This window comes from Caballeronia sp. KNU42 (assembly GCF_053760385.1).
Window position 1 is genome coordinate 2,790,176 of sequence record NZ_CM132388.1, and the last position, 16,737, is coordinate 2,806,912.

The following is a 16,737-nucleotide window of genomic DNA, read 5'->3' on the forward strand; positions in this document are numbered from 1 at the left end:
GCCGTCTGATTGTTCAAGCTTTCTTTTTTGTCGGCCGTACGTAACCGCTCTTACTGACCTGAGTTTTTTCGTTCAGCACGAGCTGGTCTTCCGCGACATCCTTCCAGACGGTCGTCCCGGCCGCGATGGACGCACCACGCCCCACACGCACCGGCGCAACCAGTTGGGTATCGGAGCCGACAAACACGTCGTCCTCGATCACCGTGCGGAATTTGTTCGCGCCATCGTAGTTACACGTGATCGTGCCCGCGCCGATATTCACCCGCGCCCCAATATCCGAGTCACCGATATAGCTCAAATGATTCGCCTTCGACCCGCGCCCGAACACCGCATTCTTCACTTCGACAAAGTTGCCGACGTGCGCCTCGTCGCCGAGCACAGCGCCCGGTCGCAAGCGCGCATACGGTCCAAGCACGACATTCGCGCCGGTCGTACCGCCCTCGATATGAGTGAACGCATCGATACGCGTGCCCGCGCCAATCGATGCATTGCGAATCACGCAGTTCGGCCCGACGGTCACGTTATCGGCCAGCGTCACATCGCCTTCGAAGACACAATTCACGTCGATAGACACATCGCGCCCGCAGGTCAGCGTGCCGCGCACATCAATGCGCTTGGGGTCCAGCAGCGTGACGCCGGCAACGAGCAACGCCTCGGCAATGTTGCCTTGATGAATCCGCTCGAGTTCGGCGAGTTGCTGCTTGCTGTTCACGCCAAGCGTTTCCCACTCTTCGTCCGGTTGCGATGTAACGACTTCGATGCCGGCTTCGAGCGCGCGCTCGACGACATCGGTGAGATAAAACTCCCCCTGCGTGTTGTCGTTTTTCAGCGATGCCAGCCATTCGCTCAACTGCGCAGTCGGCGTGATGACAATGCCGGTGTTGATCTCGGCAATCGTCAGTTGGCCGGCATTTGCGTCTTTCTGCTCGACAATGCACTGCACGGCGCCCGTCGGATCACGCACGATGCGCCCGTACCCGGTCGGATCGGCCAGCGTGACCGTCAGGACGCCATAGCGGCCGCCGGATGCCGCATCGGCCAGGCGTTGCAGCGTGCTGACGCGGGTAAGCGGCACATCGCCGTAGAGAATGAGCGTAGGCACGGAAGGGTCGAGCAGCGGCAGCGCTTGCTGAACCGCGTGGCCTGTGCCCAGTTGCTGATCCTGCACGGCAAACTGGACATCGGGTGCGCCGACTGCTTTTTGAACCTGTTCCCCGCCATGTCCGATCACGACGACAAGCCGCGTGGGCTTCAGCGCCCGCGCAACATCGAGCACATGGGAGAGGAGCGGCCGGCCAGCCAGGGGATGAAGGACTTTCGGCAAGGCGGAACGCATGCGCTTGCCCATGCCTGCCGCCAAAATAACAATGTTCATGGCGTCAGCTTCGTTGAAGTGTTTGGAGCCGCCAATATAGCATGCCCGGGTAGACGGAAAACCCGGGCGCGGCCTTGCTGAGCAACGATTCTGCAGGCTTGTGGCCCGGCATCAAATATCGTCGAACTGAACAATCGAAATGGTGTTCGATGGTGCTTCCGTCGAACACGGGTCTTCATCGAACGCGATATCTCCATCCGCATCCGCCACGCCCGTCGCGCGCAATCCGGCAAACGGAAACAGCCCGTGATCCATCAAATGCGACGGCACCACGTGCCCCAGCGCGTTGAACATGTTCTCCACGCGGCCCGGGAAACGCTTCTCCCAATCGCGGATCAGGGCCTTCATTTCCGCGCGCTTCAGGTTCGGCTGGCTGCCGCACAGATTGCACGGAATGATCGGGAACTCGCGCAGCTCTGCAAACTTCTCCAGATCCCGTTCCTTCACATACGCTAGCGGCCGAATCACGATGTTCTTGCCATCGTCGGATTGAAGCTTGGGCGGCATGCCCTTCAGCTTGCCGCCGTAGAACATATTCAGCAGCAGCGTCTGCAGGATGTCATCGCGATGATGCCCAAGCGCAATTTTCGTCGCCCCGAGCTCACCGGCCACGCGATACAAAATCCCGCGCCGCAATCGCGAGCACAGCGAACACGTCGTCTTGCCTTCCGGCACCAGCCGCTTGACGATGCTGTACGTATCCTGATTCTCGATATGAAACGGGATATCCAGCTTGCTCAAATACTGGGGCAACACATGCTCCGGAAACCCCGGCTGTTTCTGGTCGAGATTCACGGCCACGATGTCGAAGTTGATCGGCGCGCGTTCGCGCAGCCGCATCAGCAGTTCGAGCATGGCGTACGAATCCTTGCCGCCGGACAGGCAGACCATGACCTTGTCGCCGTCCTCGATCATGTTGTAGTCGGTAACGGCCTCGCCCACCTGTCGCGCCAGCCGCTTGAACAACTTGTTGTTCTCGTAGGCCTGCTTCTGCTCGCGGCGCGTCAGGGGCTCGCGCATTGTCGGGACGGATGCCAACTCCTGAACCACCGGCGCTTCCGTTTCCGTTAGCGAACTCATGCTGTCACCTCTTTGATGCGAAAGACTTCGACGCCCACGGCATCGCAGTCGGGATAAACGTCCGGCTTTTCCGTCGATACCACCACGGCACGCACATTGGGATGTTCCAGCAACGCCGCGGCGACGTCATCGCAGAGCGTTTCCTGCAAGTGGATATGCCCTCTGCCCACGCGTTTGGCGATAGTCGAGCGCATGAAGTCGTAGTCGACGACTTCGCGCAGCTTGTCCTCGGTCGGCGTCGATAACGCCAGCGGCACGAACAATTCCACGTTGATCACCACGCGCTGCTCGCCCTGCTTTTCGAAATCGTGCACGCCAATGTTGATGCGCACTTCGTAGTTGCGCAGAAAAAGCCGCCGGCAATCGGCCAGCCGGGGATGCGAAAGTGCGGCAAGCATGGTGATGTCCTGGTGATTCAAATTCAGATTAACTTACTAAGACCGACGCACTAAACACCGCCGCCCGGAGCGCGGCCTGCGGTCAAGAACATGATGTCGCGCGGCGACGGCACGAGATGCTGCCCGCCATCGACGACCAGCGTCGTACCCGTCACGCCCGCCGCGTCGGCGAGATAACAGGCGGCGGCCACTACATCTTCCACCCGCGAAGCCCGGCCCAGCGGCGTTACCTTGTGCGCGGCCTCGAACTCGCTGGCCGTCTGACCGGCGGATTGCAACGTGAGGCCCGGCGCCAGCCCGACCACGCGCAACTTCGGCGCAAGCGCCTGGGCGAGCGCGACGGTTGCATTTTCCAGCGCCGCCTTGGTCAGCGTGTACGACAGGTAATCGGGATTCATGTTGTACAGCTTCTGGTCGAGCACGTTGATCACGCAGCCGCGCCGGGTGTCATCGTCGGCGGCGGCATCGGGCGTGGCGTCGAACAGCGCACGCGCCAATGCCAGCGGCGCGCCGACATTGATCGCCATCATCTCGAGCAGGCGCGGGTAGCTGAAGTCGCGCGCGGTATCTTCGACAAAACTCGACGCGTTGTTCACCACGCAATGCAGACCACCCAACGCATCGATACACCCCGGCACCAGCCGCGCCACATCGCTTTCCACGCCAAGATCTGCGCGCAGCGCGACCGCCCGGCGGCCGAGGGCGCGTATCGACTGGACGACTTCCTGCGCCTCGCCCTCAGAACCGCCAAAATGCACGGCGACGTCCCAGCCGCGCGCCGCGAAACCGAGCGCCAGCCCGCGGCCGATGCGCTTTGCCGCGCCGGTAATCAGCACCACGCGCGCTATCGGCGCGGAAGAATCTGGAGAAGTGGACGTAGAAACGCTCATTTACAATGCCGGAATGAATCCAAAAGCTCACGAATCCGACAGTTTACCCGTTCCCGGCTCCGACGCGCTCGCGCAGTCCGAGTTGCTGACAGCACGCATCCGGGCGGAAATCGCATCGGCGGGCGGCTGGCTGCCGTTCAGCCGGTATATGGAACTGGCCCTTTATGCGCCGGGCCTCGGCTATTACAGCGGCGGTGCGATGAAATTCGGCAAACGCGGCGACGATGGCAGCGACTTCGTCACCGCCCCGGAAATGTCGCCGCTGTTCTCGGCGACGCTCGCGCGGCCCGTCGCTCAAGCCTTACGCGACAGCGGCACGCGCAATGTGATGGAATTTGGCGCCGGAACGGGCAAGCTCGCCGCGGGCTTGCTCAACGCGCTTCAAGCGCTCGACGTCCCCTTCGATAGCTACGCAATCGTCGATTTATCAGGGGAATTGCAGCAACGCCAGCGGGTCACGATTGAAGCCGATGCGCCAGAACTCGCATCGAAGGTGAAATGGCTCAGTGCTTTGCCGGAGCAATTCGAAGGCGTGGTAATCGGCAACGAAGTGCTCGACGCCATGCCCGTGCGTCTGGTCGTGCGCAAACTGGGCGTGTGGCATGAGCGCGGCGTGTCGTGGACGAACAATCGTTTCGCGTTCGACGACAAACCCTTGCTGGCCGCTCTGGACGACCCGCTGCTGGCCGAAATCGATGCGACCATCGATGAAGTCAACGACGAGCCGTTCATCGAATACCTGAGCGAGACGCACGAAGCGGCGCTGGCTTTCACGCGCACCATTTGCACGATGCTCACGCGCGGCGCGGCGTTTTTCATCGACTACGGCTTTCCGCGGCGCGAGTTTTATCACGCGCAGCGCGCGCAGGGCACGCTCATGTGCCATTACCGGCATCGGGCGCACGGCGATCCGTTCTTGTATCCCGGGTTGCAGGACATCACGGCGCACGTGGAGTTTTCGGGAATCGCGGAGGCCGGCACGGAAGCGGGCGCCGATCTGCTCGGCTTCACGTCGCAGGCGCGTTTCCTGATGAACGCCGGTATCACCGATGCGCTTTCCGACCTCGATCCTTCAGATGTCCGGCGTTTTCTACCGGCTGCGAATGCGGTTCAGAAGTTATTATCGGAGGCGGAAATGGGCGAGTTGTTCAAGGTGATCGCGTTTTCGCGCGGTATTGACGACACGCTGGCTGCGTTCTCGTCCGGCGACCGCTCACATACCCTTTGAAATCATGATCCGCTGGGTACTCACCACGTTTATTGCTTTGTCGATTCTCTCGGCGTGTTTGCCGTGGATGAAAAAACTCGGCATCGGCAGGTTACCCGGCGATTTCACGCTGCGCCTGTTCGGACGGGAATATCCGTTCCCGTTCATGTCGACCATTTTGCTGTCGCTCGTGTTGTCGTTGCTGGCGCGAGCGCTTTAACTGCGCGGAAGCACTGCGTCCACTGCCGCCACGCGCGCAGCGTGAACCGCGTCCTTGATCTTCCCCGGCTCGTTTGCGAACTGCTGCGCGACGGAGCCGGCATCGACTGAACGCGCCGCCACCAACGCTTCGCGCAAGCGCTCGGCCTGCGGATACGGTTGCTGGCGCAAACCGAGCCGGCCGCGGGCATCGGAGACACAGGCTTGCAGCGCTTCCGCAAAGCGAGCGGGCTTGCGCAGCGCGTCACAACGCTCGAACAAACGCACCAGCGCCGCCGCCCCGAACTCCATCACCCGATGAATATTGCCGTGCTCACGCGCCACCAGCAGCGCGAGATCGCGGCAGTCGTTCGGCACGCGCAAACGCTCGCACAACGGCTTCAGCAGATCGACGCTGCGCCCTTCATGGCCGATGTGGCGCGGCAGGATATCGTCAGGCGTGGTCGCCTTGCCGAGATCATGCGTCAGCGCGGCAAAGCGCACCGGCAGCGCATAACCGTGCGCCGCCGCGTAATCCAAAACCATCATTACGTGCACGCCGGTATCGACTTCCGGGTGATAGTCGGCGCGTTGCGGCACGCCCCACAGCGAATCCACCTCCGGCAAAATCCGCTCGAGCGCGCCGCATTCTCGCAGCACGTCGAACATCCGTGACGGCGTCTTCTCCATCAAGCCGCGCGACACCTCCTGCCACACGCGCTCGGGCACGAGCGCATCGACTTCGCCATCCGCGACCATGCGTTTCATCAGCGCGAGCGTTTCGTCAGCGATCGAAAAATCCGCGAAACGCGCGGCAAATCGCGCGATCCGCAAAATCCGCACCGGATCTTCGATAAACGCTTCACCCACGTGCCGGAACACGCGTGCGTCAATATCGGCACGGCCATTGAACGGATCGATGACCGGCCCGGTCAGCTCGCCATCCGGGCGCACTTCGCGCGCCATTGCGTTGACGGTCAGATCGCGGCGCGCGAGATCTTCTTCCAGCGTGACGTCAGGCGCGTAGAAAAACTGAAAGCCGTGATATCCCGCCGATGTCTTCCGCTCGGTCCGCGCGAGCGCATATTCCTCGTGCGTTTGCGGATGCAAAAACACGGGGAAATCTCGGCCGACGGGCTTGAAACCTTGCGCCGTCATCTGCTCGGGCGTCGCACCGACCACGACATAATCGCGGTCCTGAACCGGCAGGCCGAGCATGTCATCGCGGATCGCGCCGCCCACGGCGTAAATGTTCATCGTTCGTTCCGTGCGCCTTCAATCCACTCCACCACCTCCGGCAGCGCGGTGATGCGAGCGGCGTAGGCAAGTGCCGCTTCGCTCAGCTTGGGCGCGTAGGAATTGAAGCGCATGACGACCGGCGCGTACATGGCGTCGGCAATACCGAACTCCTTGCCGAACAGGAACGGGCCACCGTGCGCGTCGAGACAATTGCGCCAGATCAGGTCGATCCGTTTAACGTTCGCCAGCGCGCCCGCAGTAAGGGTCTGGCCGAAGGCCTGATGCTGGATATTCATCGACATCTGCTCGCGCAGATCCGCGAACCCCGCGTGCATCTCCGCGCTGATGCTGCGAGCGTGCGCCCGCGAGGCCACATCGCGCGGCCACATGGCGTGCTGCGGGAACAACTCCGCCAGGGTCTCCATGATCGCGGCCGATTCCCACACGGCGTCGCCGGCATCGGTCACGAGGCAAGGCACTTTCCCCGACGGCGAATGCGCGAGGATATTTGCGCTCGAATCCGGCTGGCCGAGGCGGATCATCGTTTCCTCGAAAGGAATGCCGAAGTGCTTGAGCACGAGCCACGGCCGCATGGACCACGACGACACGTTCTTGTCACCGATAATGAGTTTCATCGCAAATATCTTGGGTTAAGGCACTGCTTAAGGAACACACCGTTCAACGGCCGGCGGACGCGCGAAACGTATTGAAGCGCGAACGCGACGATGAACCCGTGAGGTACATCGGCGCAATGGCTTCAATGCTCGCCGGTTCTTCGATGCCGAGTTCCGGCGCCATCGGTCCGCTTGCTATGTTGGGCGTTTTCATCGAATCGAGATTATCGCGCGACATCATGGGTTCGCCGGGCGCGAGTTCAAGCGACATCGCCTGGAGGCGGCCCAGCATATCGGGCAAACGGATGATCTTCGCGTTTTTGCCGATCGCCGCGCCGCTGAACCGGACCAGTTCTTCGAGCGTGTACACCGTCGGTCCGGCGAGTTCATACACGCGGCCGGAAGCGGCATCCAGATCGAGCACGTTGGCAAATGCCTTGGCAACGTCGCCGACAAAAACCGGCTGGAACTTGGCCTGCGAGCACGCCAGCGGAATCACCGGAAAGATTCGCTCGAGAAACGCGAACTGATTCAGGAAGTTGTCTTCGGGACCGAACACCACCGATGGACGAAAGATCGTGGTGGCCAGATTCGATTCGCGCACGGCTTTTTCGCCGTCGCCCTTGGAGCGCAGATACATGCTCGGCCCTTTCGGATCCGCGCCAAGTGCGCTCATGTGGATCAGGCGCCGCACGCCCTTCGCCTGACACGCAGCCACGATCTTGCTGGGCAACTCGACATGCGCCTTGGCGAATTGCGGACCGTAGGGATCGCCGCGCCTGCCTTGCAGAATGCCGACCAGGTTGATCACTGCATCGGCTTGAGAGACGAAGGCGGCAAGCTGGACGGGATCGAAGAGATTGGTTTCGATCACATCCACGGGCAGCAGCGTCAGGTGCGCCGCATTCTCGCGACGCCGCGTGGCGATACGCACGTTCTTGCCAAGCGCGACAAGCGCATTCACCAGATGACTGCCGATAAACCCCGATCCGCCGATCAACGCAATGGTTTGATGCCGCATCTTCGCCTCCATAAGTGGCGGTCCGCGAAAGCCTCGGGGCGGCAGCGCCGCGCGTGACTTTCGACTGACCGTTCAAACCGGAAAAGCGAAACGCGCGGCGAGTCTGGTTGCAGGCCCCTTACGGCGCGATATAACCGAGCCGCGTTTTCAGCGATTGCGGCCGCCCTTCGAACAGCGCCGCATAGTACACGGTGTTCGAGAGCACGTTCTTGACGTAATCGCGGGTTTCGGTGAACGGAATGGTTTCAGCAAAAATCGCACCCTCTACCGGTGCGCTGAGCGTGGAACGCCACTGCGTCGGGCGTCCCGGGCCAGCGTTATAACCGGCGGTGGCGAGGACGGCGGAATCGTCGAACTGGTTATAGACCATCGCCAGATAATTCGTGCCGAGCAGGATGTTGGTATCGAGGTCGTTCATCTGTTCACGCGAGATGGGCCCCATGCCGATTTTCTTCGCCACGAGTTGCGCGGTGCCGGGCATCAACTGCATGAGGCCGCCCGCGCCCACTTCCGACTTCGCGTTGATGATGAAACGCGATTCCTGGCGAATCAGGCCATATGCCCATTCGACATCGAGTCCGGTGTTCTTCGACTCACGCTCGACCACATCACGATACGGCGACAGATACCGCAATGAGAAATCGTGCTCGGTCTTGGTTTTATCCGCCGTGTTCACCGCGCGGTCGAACAATTCGATCCGCTTTGCATACTGCGCAGCCGCGATCAATTGCCGATCCGTCATGGTACGCAGCGGCCAGTTCCATTCGCGATTGCCTTCGAGCCGGAGGTTCATGGCGTAGAACTTCTGCGACAGCGCAAAACCCGGCACCGCCGCAGCCTGGGCGACTTCGGCGTCGCTGACTTCCGTGCGCGGCGGCACCGTGATCTTCTGGCCAAGTTCTTCAGACGCCAACTGGCCGTAGAAGTTGAACTGATCCGCAATGCCCGTGAATTCCTGATTGGCCGTGGCGGTGTCGCCGGCTTGCTTCAGTGCGCGCGCGTGCCAGTAGATCCACGCAGGCTGGTTGCGCAGCGTGGGCGGCATTTGTTCGATCGACCAGCGCACCATGGTCCAGTCGCCGGCGAGCAATGCGCTGCGCGTGCGCCATTCATAGGCGGGATTCGACAACGGCGCGTTCACCGAAAGCCGGTACCAGTCGACCGCGCTCGGCATGCGCTTCGATGCGGCCTGATAAGCGATCGTGCCCCAGCCGATAGCGCGTTCCGTCGGCGTCAATGCCGGCGCAACCGAGCTGAACGATGCCGCTGCCATGGCCGGATCGTTGCGCGCCATGCGCGTGATGGCGACGAGCGCCAGTTGATGCGATGACGTGTCGCGACCTACGCCGCGTGCGAGATACAGCGGCGGGGTGTTGGCGGCGGTGTCGAAGACGCTTTGATCCGGGCGTTGCTGGCCGAGTGCGTCCGCGATCTTGCTGCCGGTGTTCGTGTAGTTCTGCTCGTAGGCGAGGCGGATTTGCTGCCAGACGTCGTCGGCGGTGAATTGCTGCGAGACGGCCAGTGCGTTGATCAGGTCGACGCAACCATCGCCATACCACTTTGGATCGACGAGCAGAGCGCGAGCGGCGTCAGCGACATTCTCTCCGCGCGATGCTCGCGCTTCAAGCGCGTAGCATTTCACCTGCGTGTCGTCGTTGAGTACGAAGCGCGAATACTGATCGAGGAAATTGCGCCAGTCGTGGCGAGCGCCGAGCACGGTGAGGTAGTCGTTGCGCATGCGGTCGGCGATGGCCTGGCCGTCGTAGCGCTGCAGGAACGCGAGCACCGGCTCGTCCGGTGCGTCGATGCGCGCGTGTCCTTGCGAGTCGAAGAGTTGCGGCTTGATGGTGAAGTAATCGATATAACCCGGCGCCGGATAATTCGGAATTTGCGCGGCGAGTTGCATGGCACGGCCGGCGTCATTCGAGCGCGCGGCTTCGCGCAACTGGATGAAGATGCGGTCGTCGGGTGAGAGCGAATAATCAGCGGCTGTCGGGCGCACGGCGGAGGCGGTACCGCATCCGATCAGCGTGAACGCGGCGAGCGCGGTTGCGGCTGCGAGATATACTCGTTTGAGACGTTTTGACATCGTTATTTCTGGAGCGCGAAGTGATGCAAAGCATAGCACGCAACCCCCTGCTGGAAACCAAAAGCGCGCTGCGTGCAACCCTGCTTGCAACCCGCGAGGCGCAAGGCGCTCGGGCCGATCAGGACGCACGTGGCGAAGCGTTGGCGCGGCGTTTGATGGAAGCGGTTGCGCGTCATCCGAAAGCGTCGTGCATTGGTTTTTATTGGCCGGTCGCGGCGGAGTTCGATGCGCGTGATGTGCTGACTGTCTGGCTGGCGCTGAATGCATCGCGCAAGGCTGCATTGCCGGTGGTGATTGCGCCCAGGGCGCCGCTGGTTTTTCATGCGTGGCAGCCGAATGTGGCGATGAAGAAGGGGCGGTATGGCATTCCCGTGCCGGCGGAGGAGCATGTGGTCGTGCCGGACTTGCTCGTCATTCCATGTGTGGGTTTTGATGCTGATCGATATCGGCTCGGGTATGGCGGAGGGTATTACGATCGGACGCTGGCTGATTGGCCGGGGGGCCTGGCGCCGGCGACGATTGGGGTGGCTTTTGAATCTGCCAAGTGTGATGCCCTTCCGAGGGGGGAATTTGATTTGCCCCTCGGGGCGATTGTGACCGAATCAGCGGTGTATTGAGTGTTCGCACCGGTGGACGGGTTTGGTGGGGGTGGGGTTCTGGGTTAGCGGTCGGAGTCATTGCCGGGTTGCTAGATTCCTGCGTTAGCGGTCGGGGTCAGTGCCGGGTTGCTGCTTTCGGCCTTAGCGGCCTGCTTGCGTTGGCTCATTTCTTTATCACTTTTAGCCACTGCGCGTGGCGGCGCGTCATTTCTTTGTCCAAAGCGACAAAGAAACGAAGCAAAGAAAGCGCTTTCAAAACGCGGGCTCGTAAGTTGACCTAGCGTGCAGTTTCCACGTTTTTGGCACCCCAAAAGCACGGTGCTCGCAAGAGCCACGGATGTGTGAAACCCTCCTTCTCCGAACACCGATACCCACACGCTTCGCCACCAGTGACTGAACCTGCCCAAGGGGCACTCCGCGCTATCCGCGGACAACCATCCTTCGAATTTGTACGCACGCCGAACCACGTCGCCAACCCGCCTCGAAACAAGGTGCTCGGATAGATGAGGCCCAACCAGCAAAAATAACCGGGCCGATCATGCCGACCAAACGGCTAACTCATGAAGACCTGTAGCCGTAAATACGTGTGGGGCCGTGCGGGTTTCTTGGCAAGCGTGCTTGCCCGAGAGCGTACGGGGCGAAGCGTGTTCGTGTCAGGATTCGCGAGAAGGAGGGGTTCAAACATCCGTCGTTCTGGCGAGCACCGTGCTTTTGGGGTGCCAAAAACGCAGGAACTGCACGCTAGGTCAACTTATGGGCCCGCGTTTTGAAAGCGCTTTCTTTGCTTCGTTTCTTTGTCGCTTTGGACAAAGAAATGACGCGCCGCCACGCGCAGTGGCTAATAGTGATAAAGAAAATAGCTCTCTCACGCAGACCACTAACCCCGAAAGCAGCAACCCGGCATTGACTCAGACCGCTAACCCTAAAACCTAGCAACCCGGCACCAACCCCAACCCCCAAAACAGTGCGAACGCCCCCCCCTATAACGAGGCTGCAGCCCTAGCCGCCGTATCGTAGAGTCCCGATGCATTTCGCAGCAATTGCGCCGCCTCGCCTATCTGCTCGTTGGTCAGCCCGCTCTCCTTCAACGTGCTGATCAAACAATTCTCCCGCACCTCCCGGTACTTCCCGCACAACTCCCGCCCCGCCGGCGTTGCGGAAAAGAACACCTCCTTTCCCACTTTTTCGCTCTTCACATAGCCCCGCGCCATCAGTTTCTTAATGGCATAGCTGGCAACGTGCGTGTCCTCTATATTGAGAACAAAGCAGATATCGGCAATCTTTTTCTTCCGGTCCCGATGACTCACATGATGCAGCAGCGATACTTCCACCGCCGTCATGTCCTTCGCGCCCGCCGCCGACATGCATCGAACCATCCAGCGGTTGAAAGCATTACCGGCCATGATCAGGCCATATTCAAACTCGGACAACTCGGCGCTCGTTTCCGAGACGAGATGCTCGGACGAAACAATCTTGGTCGGATGACGGGCCATGGATATATAGACAGAACAATATGTCGGCGAGTTTAGCGTATCGAACGAAATTCACCGCCATGTCTAAATTCTTATTGATAAATTGTCGATAAATTCTTAACAATGTACATTCCCGAGCTAGCGTCGAGACGACTAGTCCTCCGACTTTCGTTCCAGCGCCCGCTCGATTACCGGCAAAACCCAGCATGACAACACCCAAAATTCACCCACTCGGCGACACCGCGCTTGTTTGCGTCGCGCCGCCGCCCGCCACGCTTGAATGCCAGCGACGAATGTGGGCGCTCGCCGACGCGGCGCGCCTGTGGCCGCACGTCGTGGAAGTCGTGCCGGGCATGAACAACCTGACGCTCGTCTTCGATCCCCTCCAGGCCGACCCCGCCGACCTCGCCAGCCAAATGAAAAACGCGTGGGAGCAAGCAGCCGAGGTCGAGGTGGGCACGAACGAAATCGACATTCCCGTGCGCTACGGCGGCGCTGACGGACCCGATCTCGCGTCGCTGGCGAAGCAGTTGGACCTGAGCGTCGATGAACTCGTGAAGCGCCACACCCAAGCCGACTACATCGTATTTTTCCTCGGGTTTCAGCCCGGCTTTGCCTACCTCGGCGGCCTCGATCCCACGCTGCACGCGCCCCGTCATCCCAAACCGCGGCTGGAAGTGCCGGCCGGGTCGGTGGGTATCGGCGGGGAGCAGACGGGCATTTATCCGGCGGTGTCGCCAGGTGGCTGGCAACTCCTCGGACGCACGGATCTCAAACTCTTCGATCCCGCCCGCAACCCGCCCACCCTGATGCAACCCGGCGATCACGTGCGTTTTACCGCGCTGGAGGTGCTCGCATGATCGACGTCGTTCGCGCCGGCATGCTCTCCTCCGTGCAGGATCTTGGACGCGCGGGGTATCGGCACCTGGGTGTCAGTGCGGGCGGCGCACTCGACGCGTTGTCGCTGGAAGTCGGCAACCGCATCGTGGGCAACAAGCCCGACGCGGCCGGCATCGAACTGACGCTCGGACCCACCACGCTGCGCTTCACGCGCGCCACGCGCATCGCAATCACAGGTACGGATTTCGCTGCAACGCTGGACGATAAACCCGTCTATTCGTGGTGGAGCCTGCCGGTCCAGGCCGGCCAGGAACTGACGTTGCGCGGAGCGCGGCACGGCATGCGCGGTTACGTGTGCGTGGCGGGCGGTATCGATGTCCTGCCCATGCTCGGTTCCCGCAGCACCGACCTCGGCGCGTGCTTCGGCGGTCTGGGCGGCCGGGCGTTGCGCGACGGCGACCGTTTGGCCACGGGCGTGCCTCAGCCGAACAAGAGCGCGGTGTTTTCATCGGCGGGAACGGCCTTTGGCGTGAAAGCGCCCGCGTGGTGCAAGTTCGTGTATGTGGAAGAACCGGTACGGCGCGGCAAGCACACGCCGGGCAATTCATGGTCGCTGCCAATCCGCGTGCTGCGCGGTCCCGAATACGAGACCTTCACGCAGACGGCCCAGCGCGACTTCTGGAACGAGGAGTGGACGATCACGCCGAACAGCAACCGCATGGGTTTCCGGCTCGCCGGCACAGTGCTGGAACGCGGCGATAAAGCCGACCTTTTGTCCCACGCCGTGCTGCCCGGCACGATTCAAGTCCCGCCGAACGGTCAGCCGATCGTGCTGATGGGCGACGCCCAGACCACCGGCGGTTATCCAAAAATAGGCTCGGTCATCAAGGCCGACTTGTGGAAGCTCGCGCAAGCGCGGCTCAACAGCGGTGTGCGCTTTATCGAAACAACGGTGGAAGCCGCGCGTCACGCGCTGGCGGAAGAGCGCATGTATGTGAAACAGGTCGAATCGGCGATCGCGATGCACGCGGAACGCCTCGGCCGGTAAATGAACAGGGAACAAAGATGGAAATCGATCTGAACGCCGATCTCGGCGAAGGCATGGGCACCGACGAGGCACTGCTCGATCTGGTGAGCTCCGCAAATATTGCTTGCGGCTGGCACGCGGGCGGCGCCACTGCCATGCGCGATTGCGTGCGCTGGGCTGTCGCGAAAGGTGTCGCCATTGGCGCGCACCCAAGTTTCAACGATCCGGAGAATTTCGGTCGCAAGGAAATGGACATTCCCGTGTACGAGATTTACGCGGGCGTGCTGTATCAGTTGGGCGCGCTGGCCGCGATCGTGAAGGCCGAAGGTGGCCGCTTGTCGCACGTGAAGCCGCACGGCGCGCTGTATAACCAGGCCGCGAAGAATCCCGAAATTGCCGAGGCTATCGTCACGGCGATTCGCGATTTCGATCCGTCGCTGCTCGTGTTCGGCCTGGCGAACAGCAATCTCGTCGATGCCGCGCGCAAGGTGAACCTGGTGGCGATCGAAGAGGTGTTTGCCGACCGCGGATATCGTGCAGACGGCTCGCTCGTTCCGCGCAAGGACCCCGGCGCGTTGCTCGAGGACGAGGAAGCCGTGATTACCCGCACGCTGGAGATGGCGACGGAGCATCGCGTCCAGGCGGTCAGCGGGGAGTGGGTGCCGATCAACGCGCAAACGGTCTGTCTTCACGGCGACGGCGCGCACGCGCTCGCATTCGCCCGGCGGATTCGCGGGGCGCTTGAAACGGCGGGCATCGAAGTTCGCGCGGCGCATGCGGCCGAGGTTTGATGACTGGCCGTGCCTGATTCGCTGCATGCGCCATGCTACGCAGCGAGTCGAACCGACACCTCAAGGAACCTGAATGCCTCGCATATTCGCGGGGCGTTTTCGTAAGCGGCCGCAGAGCCGTTTTATCAAGCCAACGGAACGCTCCGCTCGAAGCAAGCGGTTCGTCCAGCGGCGGAAGAAGCCCTTACCGGGGCATTGCCCCGACCACTTGGAGATCTTATGGGTACCGCTGTCAACCTATGGCCACTGATAGGCGTGGCCGTCATCATCGCGGGGTTTATCCTGCGCTTCAACCCGATGCTGATCGTGGCCGCCGCCGCCATCATCACCGGCCTCGCGGCGCACTTCCCCATCGATCGCATTCTCACCGCGATCGGTACGGGCTTCCTCAAGACGCGCAACATCCCGCTCATCATCTTTTTGCCGCTGGCCGTAGTCGGTTTGCTGGAACGGCACGGTCTGCGTGAACGCGCGCAAATCTGGATTTCGGGCATCAAGGCGGCGACGGTGGGCCGCCTGCTGATCGTCTATTTGCTGATTCGCGAGTTGACGGCGGCGGTCGGGCTGACCGGTCTCGGCGGACATCCGCAAATGGTCCGGCCGCTGCTCGCGCCCATGGCCGAAGGCGCGGCGGAAGCACGCTTCGGCAAGCTCTCCAGCGAAACCCGTTTCAAGCTGCGCGCATGGTCCGCCGCGACCGACAACGTCGGCCTGTTCTTCGGCGAAGACATCTTCGTTGCGTTCGGCGCGATCGTATTGATGACGACCTTCCTGAAGGAAGCGGGGATCGTGGTCGAACCGCTGCACGTCGCCGTCTGGGGCATCCCTACCGCGATCTGCGCGTTCCTGATTCACGGCTTCCGGCTGTGGCTGCTCGATCGACGGCTGAATCGCGAACTCGGCGCGTTGACCAAAAACGTTCGCGGAGAAACCGCATGACACTCACGCTCAACTATCTGTTCTATCTGCTGGGTATCGTGCTGGTCGTGGTTGCCGGCATGATCTACGTCGACAAGAAACATCCGCGCCGCCTCACCGCCGGGACGTTCTGGCTCGTGTATGCGCTGATTTTCCTGATCGGCGACTGGTTGCCGGCCAATGTGGTCGGCTTGCTGGTTGTGGCAATGGCGTTGATAGCAGGCTTCGGAGGCGTCACGGCCGGCAAGCCGAAAATGCTCTCCGACGAAGCCCGCCGCAACAGCGCCCTGCGTCTTGGCAACAAGCTGTTCGTGCCGGCGCTGACCATTCCCGTGGTGACCGTGGTCCTGACGCTGGGAGCAAGTTACCTGATGTTCGGCGGCAAGCCGTTGCTCGATCCGAAGAACGTCACGCTGATGGGCTTTGGCATCGGCTGTATCGTCGCGTTGGGTGTGGCTTGTGTGATGACACGCGATACCGTCGGGCAATCGATGAAGGAAACGCGCCGCCTGGTCGACGCGCTTTCGTGGGCCGCCGTGCTTCCGCAAATGCTGGGCATGCTCGGCTTGGTGTTCTCGGACGCGGGCGTGGGCAAGGCCGTCGCGCACGTGACAACGGCCTATGTGAACCTCGACTACCGCTTGGTCGCGGTGGCCGTGTATTGCATCGGCATGGCGCTCTTCACCATGGTCATGGGCAATGGCTTCGCCGCGTTCCCGGTGATGACGGGCGGTGTCGGCGTGCCAATCCTGGTCGGCGTATTCCACGGCAATCCGGCAACGATGGTCGCCATCGGCATGTTCTCCGGTTACTGCGGCACGCTCATGACGCCGATGGCCGCGAACTTCAACATCGTGCCCGCCGCGCTGCTTGAATTACCCGATAAAAACGCGGTGATCAAAGTGCAGATTCCAACGGCGCTAACGATGCTGGTGATCAACATCTTCCTGTTGAACTGGCTGATGTTCCTGTAAAGCAA

At 61.5% G+C, this 16,737-nt stretch carries 17 protein-coding genes; 8 read left to right on the forward strand and 9 right to left on the reverse strand.

Annotation, left to right across the window (positions count from 1 at the left end; all coding sequences use genetic code 11):
- Nucleotides 1-13: 13 nt before the first annotated feature.
- From glmU to ACSOSP_RS12545, 4 genes are all read right to left on the reverse strand, one after another.
- Complete coding sequence (glmU, locus tag ACSOSP_RS12530) at nucleotides 14-1,375, reverse strand: bifunctional UDP-N-acetylglucosamine diphosphorylase/glucosamine-1-phosphate N-acetyltransferase GlmU (RefSeq protein ID WP_455307053.1); 1,362 nt, start codon at nucleotides 1,373-1,375, stop codon at nucleotides 14-16.
- A 111-nt stretch (nucleotides 1,376-1,486) separates the two neighbouring features.
- On the reverse strand, nucleotides 1,487-2,395 hold the full coding sequence (ttcA, locus tag ACSOSP_RS12535; protein ID WP_455310943.1) for a tRNA 2-thiocytidine(32) synthetase TtcA: 909 nt from the start codon (nucleotides 2,393-2,395) through the stop codon (nucleotides 1,487-1,489).
- A gap of 56 nt (nucleotides 2,396-2,451) precedes the next feature.
- Nucleotides 2,452-2,853, reverse strand: coding sequence for a dihydroneopterin aldolase (locus tag ACSOSP_RS12540; protein ID WP_097260064.1), 402 nt, complete (start codon nucleotides 2,851-2,853; stop codon nucleotides 2,452-2,454).
- 50 nt (nucleotides 2,854-2,903) lie between these two features.
- Nucleotides 2,904-3,743, reverse strand: a complete 840-nt coding sequence (locus tag ACSOSP_RS12545) for an SDR family oxidoreductase (protein WP_455307055.1) — start codon at nucleotides 3,741-3,743, stop codon at nucleotides 2,904-2,906.
- Between the two features lie 13 nt (nucleotides 3,744-3,756).
- On the opposite strand from ACSOSP_RS12545, the gene ACSOSP_RS12550 reads away from it, so the two are divergent.
- Together ACSOSP_RS12550 and ACSOSP_RS12555 are read left to right on the forward strand one after the other, a co-directional pair.
- On the forward strand, nucleotides 3,757-4,971 hold the full coding sequence (locus ACSOSP_RS12550) for a class I SAM-dependent methyltransferase (RefSeq protein ID WP_455307057.1): 1,215 nt from the start codon (nucleotides 3,757-3,759) through the stop codon (nucleotides 4,969-4,971).
- A 4-nt stretch (nucleotides 4,972-4,975) separates the two neighbouring features.
- Nucleotides 4,976-5,170 carry a DUF2905 domain-containing protein gene (locus ACSOSP_RS12555; protein ID WP_031362236.1) on the forward strand — a complete coding sequence of 65 codons (195 nt, stop codon included), beginning with the start codon at nucleotides 4,976-4,978 and terminating at the stop codon, nucleotides 5,168-5,170.
- Here ACSOSP_RS12555 and ACSOSP_RS12560 read toward each other — a convergent pair.
- The 4 genes from ACSOSP_RS12560 to ACSOSP_RS12575 form a co-directional block, all read right to left on the reverse strand.
- Nucleotides 5,167-6,405 carry a multifunctional CCA addition/repair protein gene (locus tag ACSOSP_RS12560; protein WP_455307060.1) on the reverse strand — a complete coding sequence of 413 codons (1,239 nt, stop codon included), beginning with the start codon at nucleotides 6,403-6,405 and terminating at the stop codon, nucleotides 5,167-5,169. The two genes, ACSOSP_RS12555 and ACSOSP_RS12560, sit on opposite strands and share 4 nt — an antisense overlap.
- Complete coding sequence (locus ACSOSP_RS12565; protein ID WP_455307062.1) at nucleotides 6,402-7,022, reverse strand: glutathione S-transferase family protein; 621 nt, start codon at nucleotides 7,020-7,022, stop codon at nucleotides 6,402-6,404. The genes ACSOSP_RS12560 and ACSOSP_RS12565 overlap by 4 nt, the downstream gene beginning before the upstream one ends.
- A gap of 43 nt (nucleotides 7,023-7,065) precedes the next feature.
- Nucleotides 7,066-8,022, reverse strand: a complete 957-nt coding sequence (locus ACSOSP_RS12570; protein WP_455307064.1) for a complex I NDUFA9 subunit family protein — start codon at nucleotides 8,020-8,022, stop codon at nucleotides 7,066-7,068.
- Nucleotides 8,023-8,140: 118 nt separating this feature from the next.
- Nucleotides 8,141-10,111, reverse strand: a complete 1,971-nt coding sequence (locus ACSOSP_RS12575; RefSeq protein ID WP_455307065.1) for a transglycosylase SLT domain-containing protein — start codon at nucleotides 10,109-10,111, stop codon at nucleotides 8,141-8,143.
- Between the two features lie 23 nt (nucleotides 10,112-10,134).
- Between ACSOSP_RS12575 and ACSOSP_RS12580 the strand changes: the two genes are divergently transcribed.
- Complete coding sequence (locus ACSOSP_RS12580; RefSeq protein ID WP_455307067.1) at nucleotides 10,135-10,728, forward strand: 5-formyltetrahydrofolate cyclo-ligase; 594 nt, start codon at nucleotides 10,135-10,137, stop codon at nucleotides 10,726-10,728.
- Between the two features lie 962 nt (nucleotides 10,729-11,690).
- On the opposite strand, the gene ACSOSP_RS12585 is transcribed toward ACSOSP_RS12580, so the two are convergent.
- Complete coding sequence (locus ACSOSP_RS12585) at nucleotides 11,691-12,203, reverse strand: winged helix DNA-binding protein (RefSeq protein ID WP_455307069.1); 513 nt, start codon at nucleotides 12,201-12,203, stop codon at nucleotides 11,691-11,693.
- 185 nt (nucleotides 12,204-12,388) lie between these two features.
- On the opposite strand from ACSOSP_RS12585, the gene pxpB reads away from it, so the two are divergent.
- The 5 genes from pxpB (at nucleotide 12,389) to ACSOSP_RS12610 (ending at nucleotide 16,732) form a co-directional block, all read left to right on the forward strand.
- Nucleotides 12,389-13,042 (forward strand): 5-oxoprolinase subunit PxpB, encoded by a 654-nt coding sequence (gene pxpB / locus ACSOSP_RS12590; protein WP_455307071.1) that lies wholly within the window; start codon nucleotides 12,389-12,391, stop codon nucleotides 13,040-13,042.
- Nucleotides 13,039-14,070 carry a 5-oxoprolinase subunit C family protein gene (locus tag ACSOSP_RS12595; protein ID WP_455307073.1) on the forward strand — a complete coding sequence of 344 codons (1,032 nt, stop codon included), beginning with the start codon at nucleotides 13,039-13,041 and terminating at the stop codon, nucleotides 14,068-14,070. Before pxpB ends, ACSOSP_RS12595 begins: the two co-directional genes overlap by 4 nt.
- 17 nt (nucleotides 14,071-14,087) lie before the next feature.
- Complete coding sequence (pxpA, locus tag ACSOSP_RS12600) at nucleotides 14,088-14,840, forward strand: 5-oxoprolinase subunit PxpA (protein ID WP_455307075.1); 753 nt, start codon at nucleotides 14,088-14,090, stop codon at nucleotides 14,838-14,840.
- A 219-nt stretch (nucleotides 14,841-15,059) separates the two neighbouring features.
- Nucleotides 15,060-15,779 carry a DUF969 domain-containing protein gene (locus ACSOSP_RS12605; protein ID WP_455307079.1) on the forward strand — a complete coding sequence of 240 codons (720 nt, stop codon included), beginning with the start codon at nucleotides 15,060-15,062 and terminating at the stop codon, nucleotides 15,777-15,779.
- Nucleotides 15,776-16,732 (forward strand): DUF979 domain-containing protein, encoded by a 957-nt coding sequence (locus ACSOSP_RS12610; RefSeq protein WP_455307081.1) that lies wholly within the window; start codon nucleotides 15,776-15,778, stop codon nucleotides 16,730-16,732. Before ACSOSP_RS12605 ends, ACSOSP_RS12610 begins: the two co-directional genes overlap by 4 nt.
- The last annotated feature ends 5 nt before the right edge of the window (nucleotides 16,733-16,737 follow it).

Bases quoted from the DNA above. Each gene is read 5' to 3' on its own strand.
- glmU (WP_455307053.1), bottom strand. From the start codon at position 1,375: ATGAACATTGTTATTTTGGCGGCAGGCATGGGCAAGCGCATGCGTTCC.
- ttcA (WP_455310943.1), bottom strand. From the start codon at position 2,395: ATGCGCGAGCCCCTGACGCGCCGCGAGCAGAAGCAGGCCTACGAGAAC.
- ACSOSP_RS12540 (WP_097260064.1), bottom strand. From the start codon at position 2,853: ATGCTTGCCGCACTTTCGCATCCCCGGCTGGCCGATTGCCGGCGGCTT.
- ACSOSP_RS12545 (WP_455307055.1), bottom strand. From the start codon at position 3,743: ATGAGCGTTTCTACGTCCACTTCTCCAGATTCTTCCGCGCCGATAGCG.
- ACSOSP_RS12550 (WP_455307057.1), top strand. From the start codon at position 3,757: ATGAATCCAAAAGCTCACGAATCCGACAGTTTACCCGTTCCCGGCTCC.
- ACSOSP_RS12555 (WP_031362236.1), top strand. From the start codon at position 4,976: ATGATCCGCTGGGTACTCACCACGTTTATTGCTTTGTCGATTCTCTCG.
- ACSOSP_RS12560 (WP_455307060.1), bottom strand. From the start codon at position 6,405: ATGAACATTTACGCCGTGGGCGGCGCGATCCGCGATGACATGCTCGGC.
- ACSOSP_RS12565 (WP_455307062.1), bottom strand. From the start codon at position 7,022: ATGAAACTCATTATCGGTGACAAGAACGTGTCGTCGTGGTCCATGCGG.
- ACSOSP_RS12570 (WP_455307064.1), bottom strand. From the start codon at position 8,022: ATGCGGCATCAAACCATTGCGTTGATCGGCGGATCGGGGTTTATCGGC.
- ACSOSP_RS12575 (WP_455307065.1), bottom strand. From the start codon at position 10,111: ATGTCAAAACGTCTCAAACGAGTATATCTCGCAGCCGCAACCGCGCTC.
- ACSOSP_RS12580 (WP_455307067.1), top strand. From the start codon at position 10,135: ATGCAAAGCATAGCACGCAACCCCCTGCTGGAAACCAAAAGCGCGCTG.
- ACSOSP_RS12585 (WP_455307069.1), bottom strand. From the start codon at position 12,203: ATGGCCCGTCATCCGACCAAGATTGTTTCGTCCGAGCATCTCGTCTCG.
- pxpB (WP_455307071.1), top strand. From the start codon at position 12,389: ATGACAACACCCAAAATTCACCCACTCGGCGACACCGCGCTTGTTTGC.
- ACSOSP_RS12595 (WP_455307073.1), top strand. From the start codon at position 13,039: ATGATCGACGTCGTTCGCGCCGGCATGCTCTCCTCCGTGCAGGATCTT.
- pxpA (WP_455307075.1), top strand. From the start codon at position 14,088: ATGGAAATCGATCTGAACGCCGATCTCGGCGAAGGCATGGGCACCGAC.
- ACSOSP_RS12605 (WP_455307079.1), top strand. From the start codon at position 15,060: ATGGGTACCGCTGTCAACCTATGGCCACTGATAGGCGTGGCCGTCATC.
- ACSOSP_RS12610 (WP_455307081.1), top strand. From the start codon at position 15,776: ATGACACTCACGCTCAACTATCTGTTCTATCTGCTGGGTATCGTGCTG.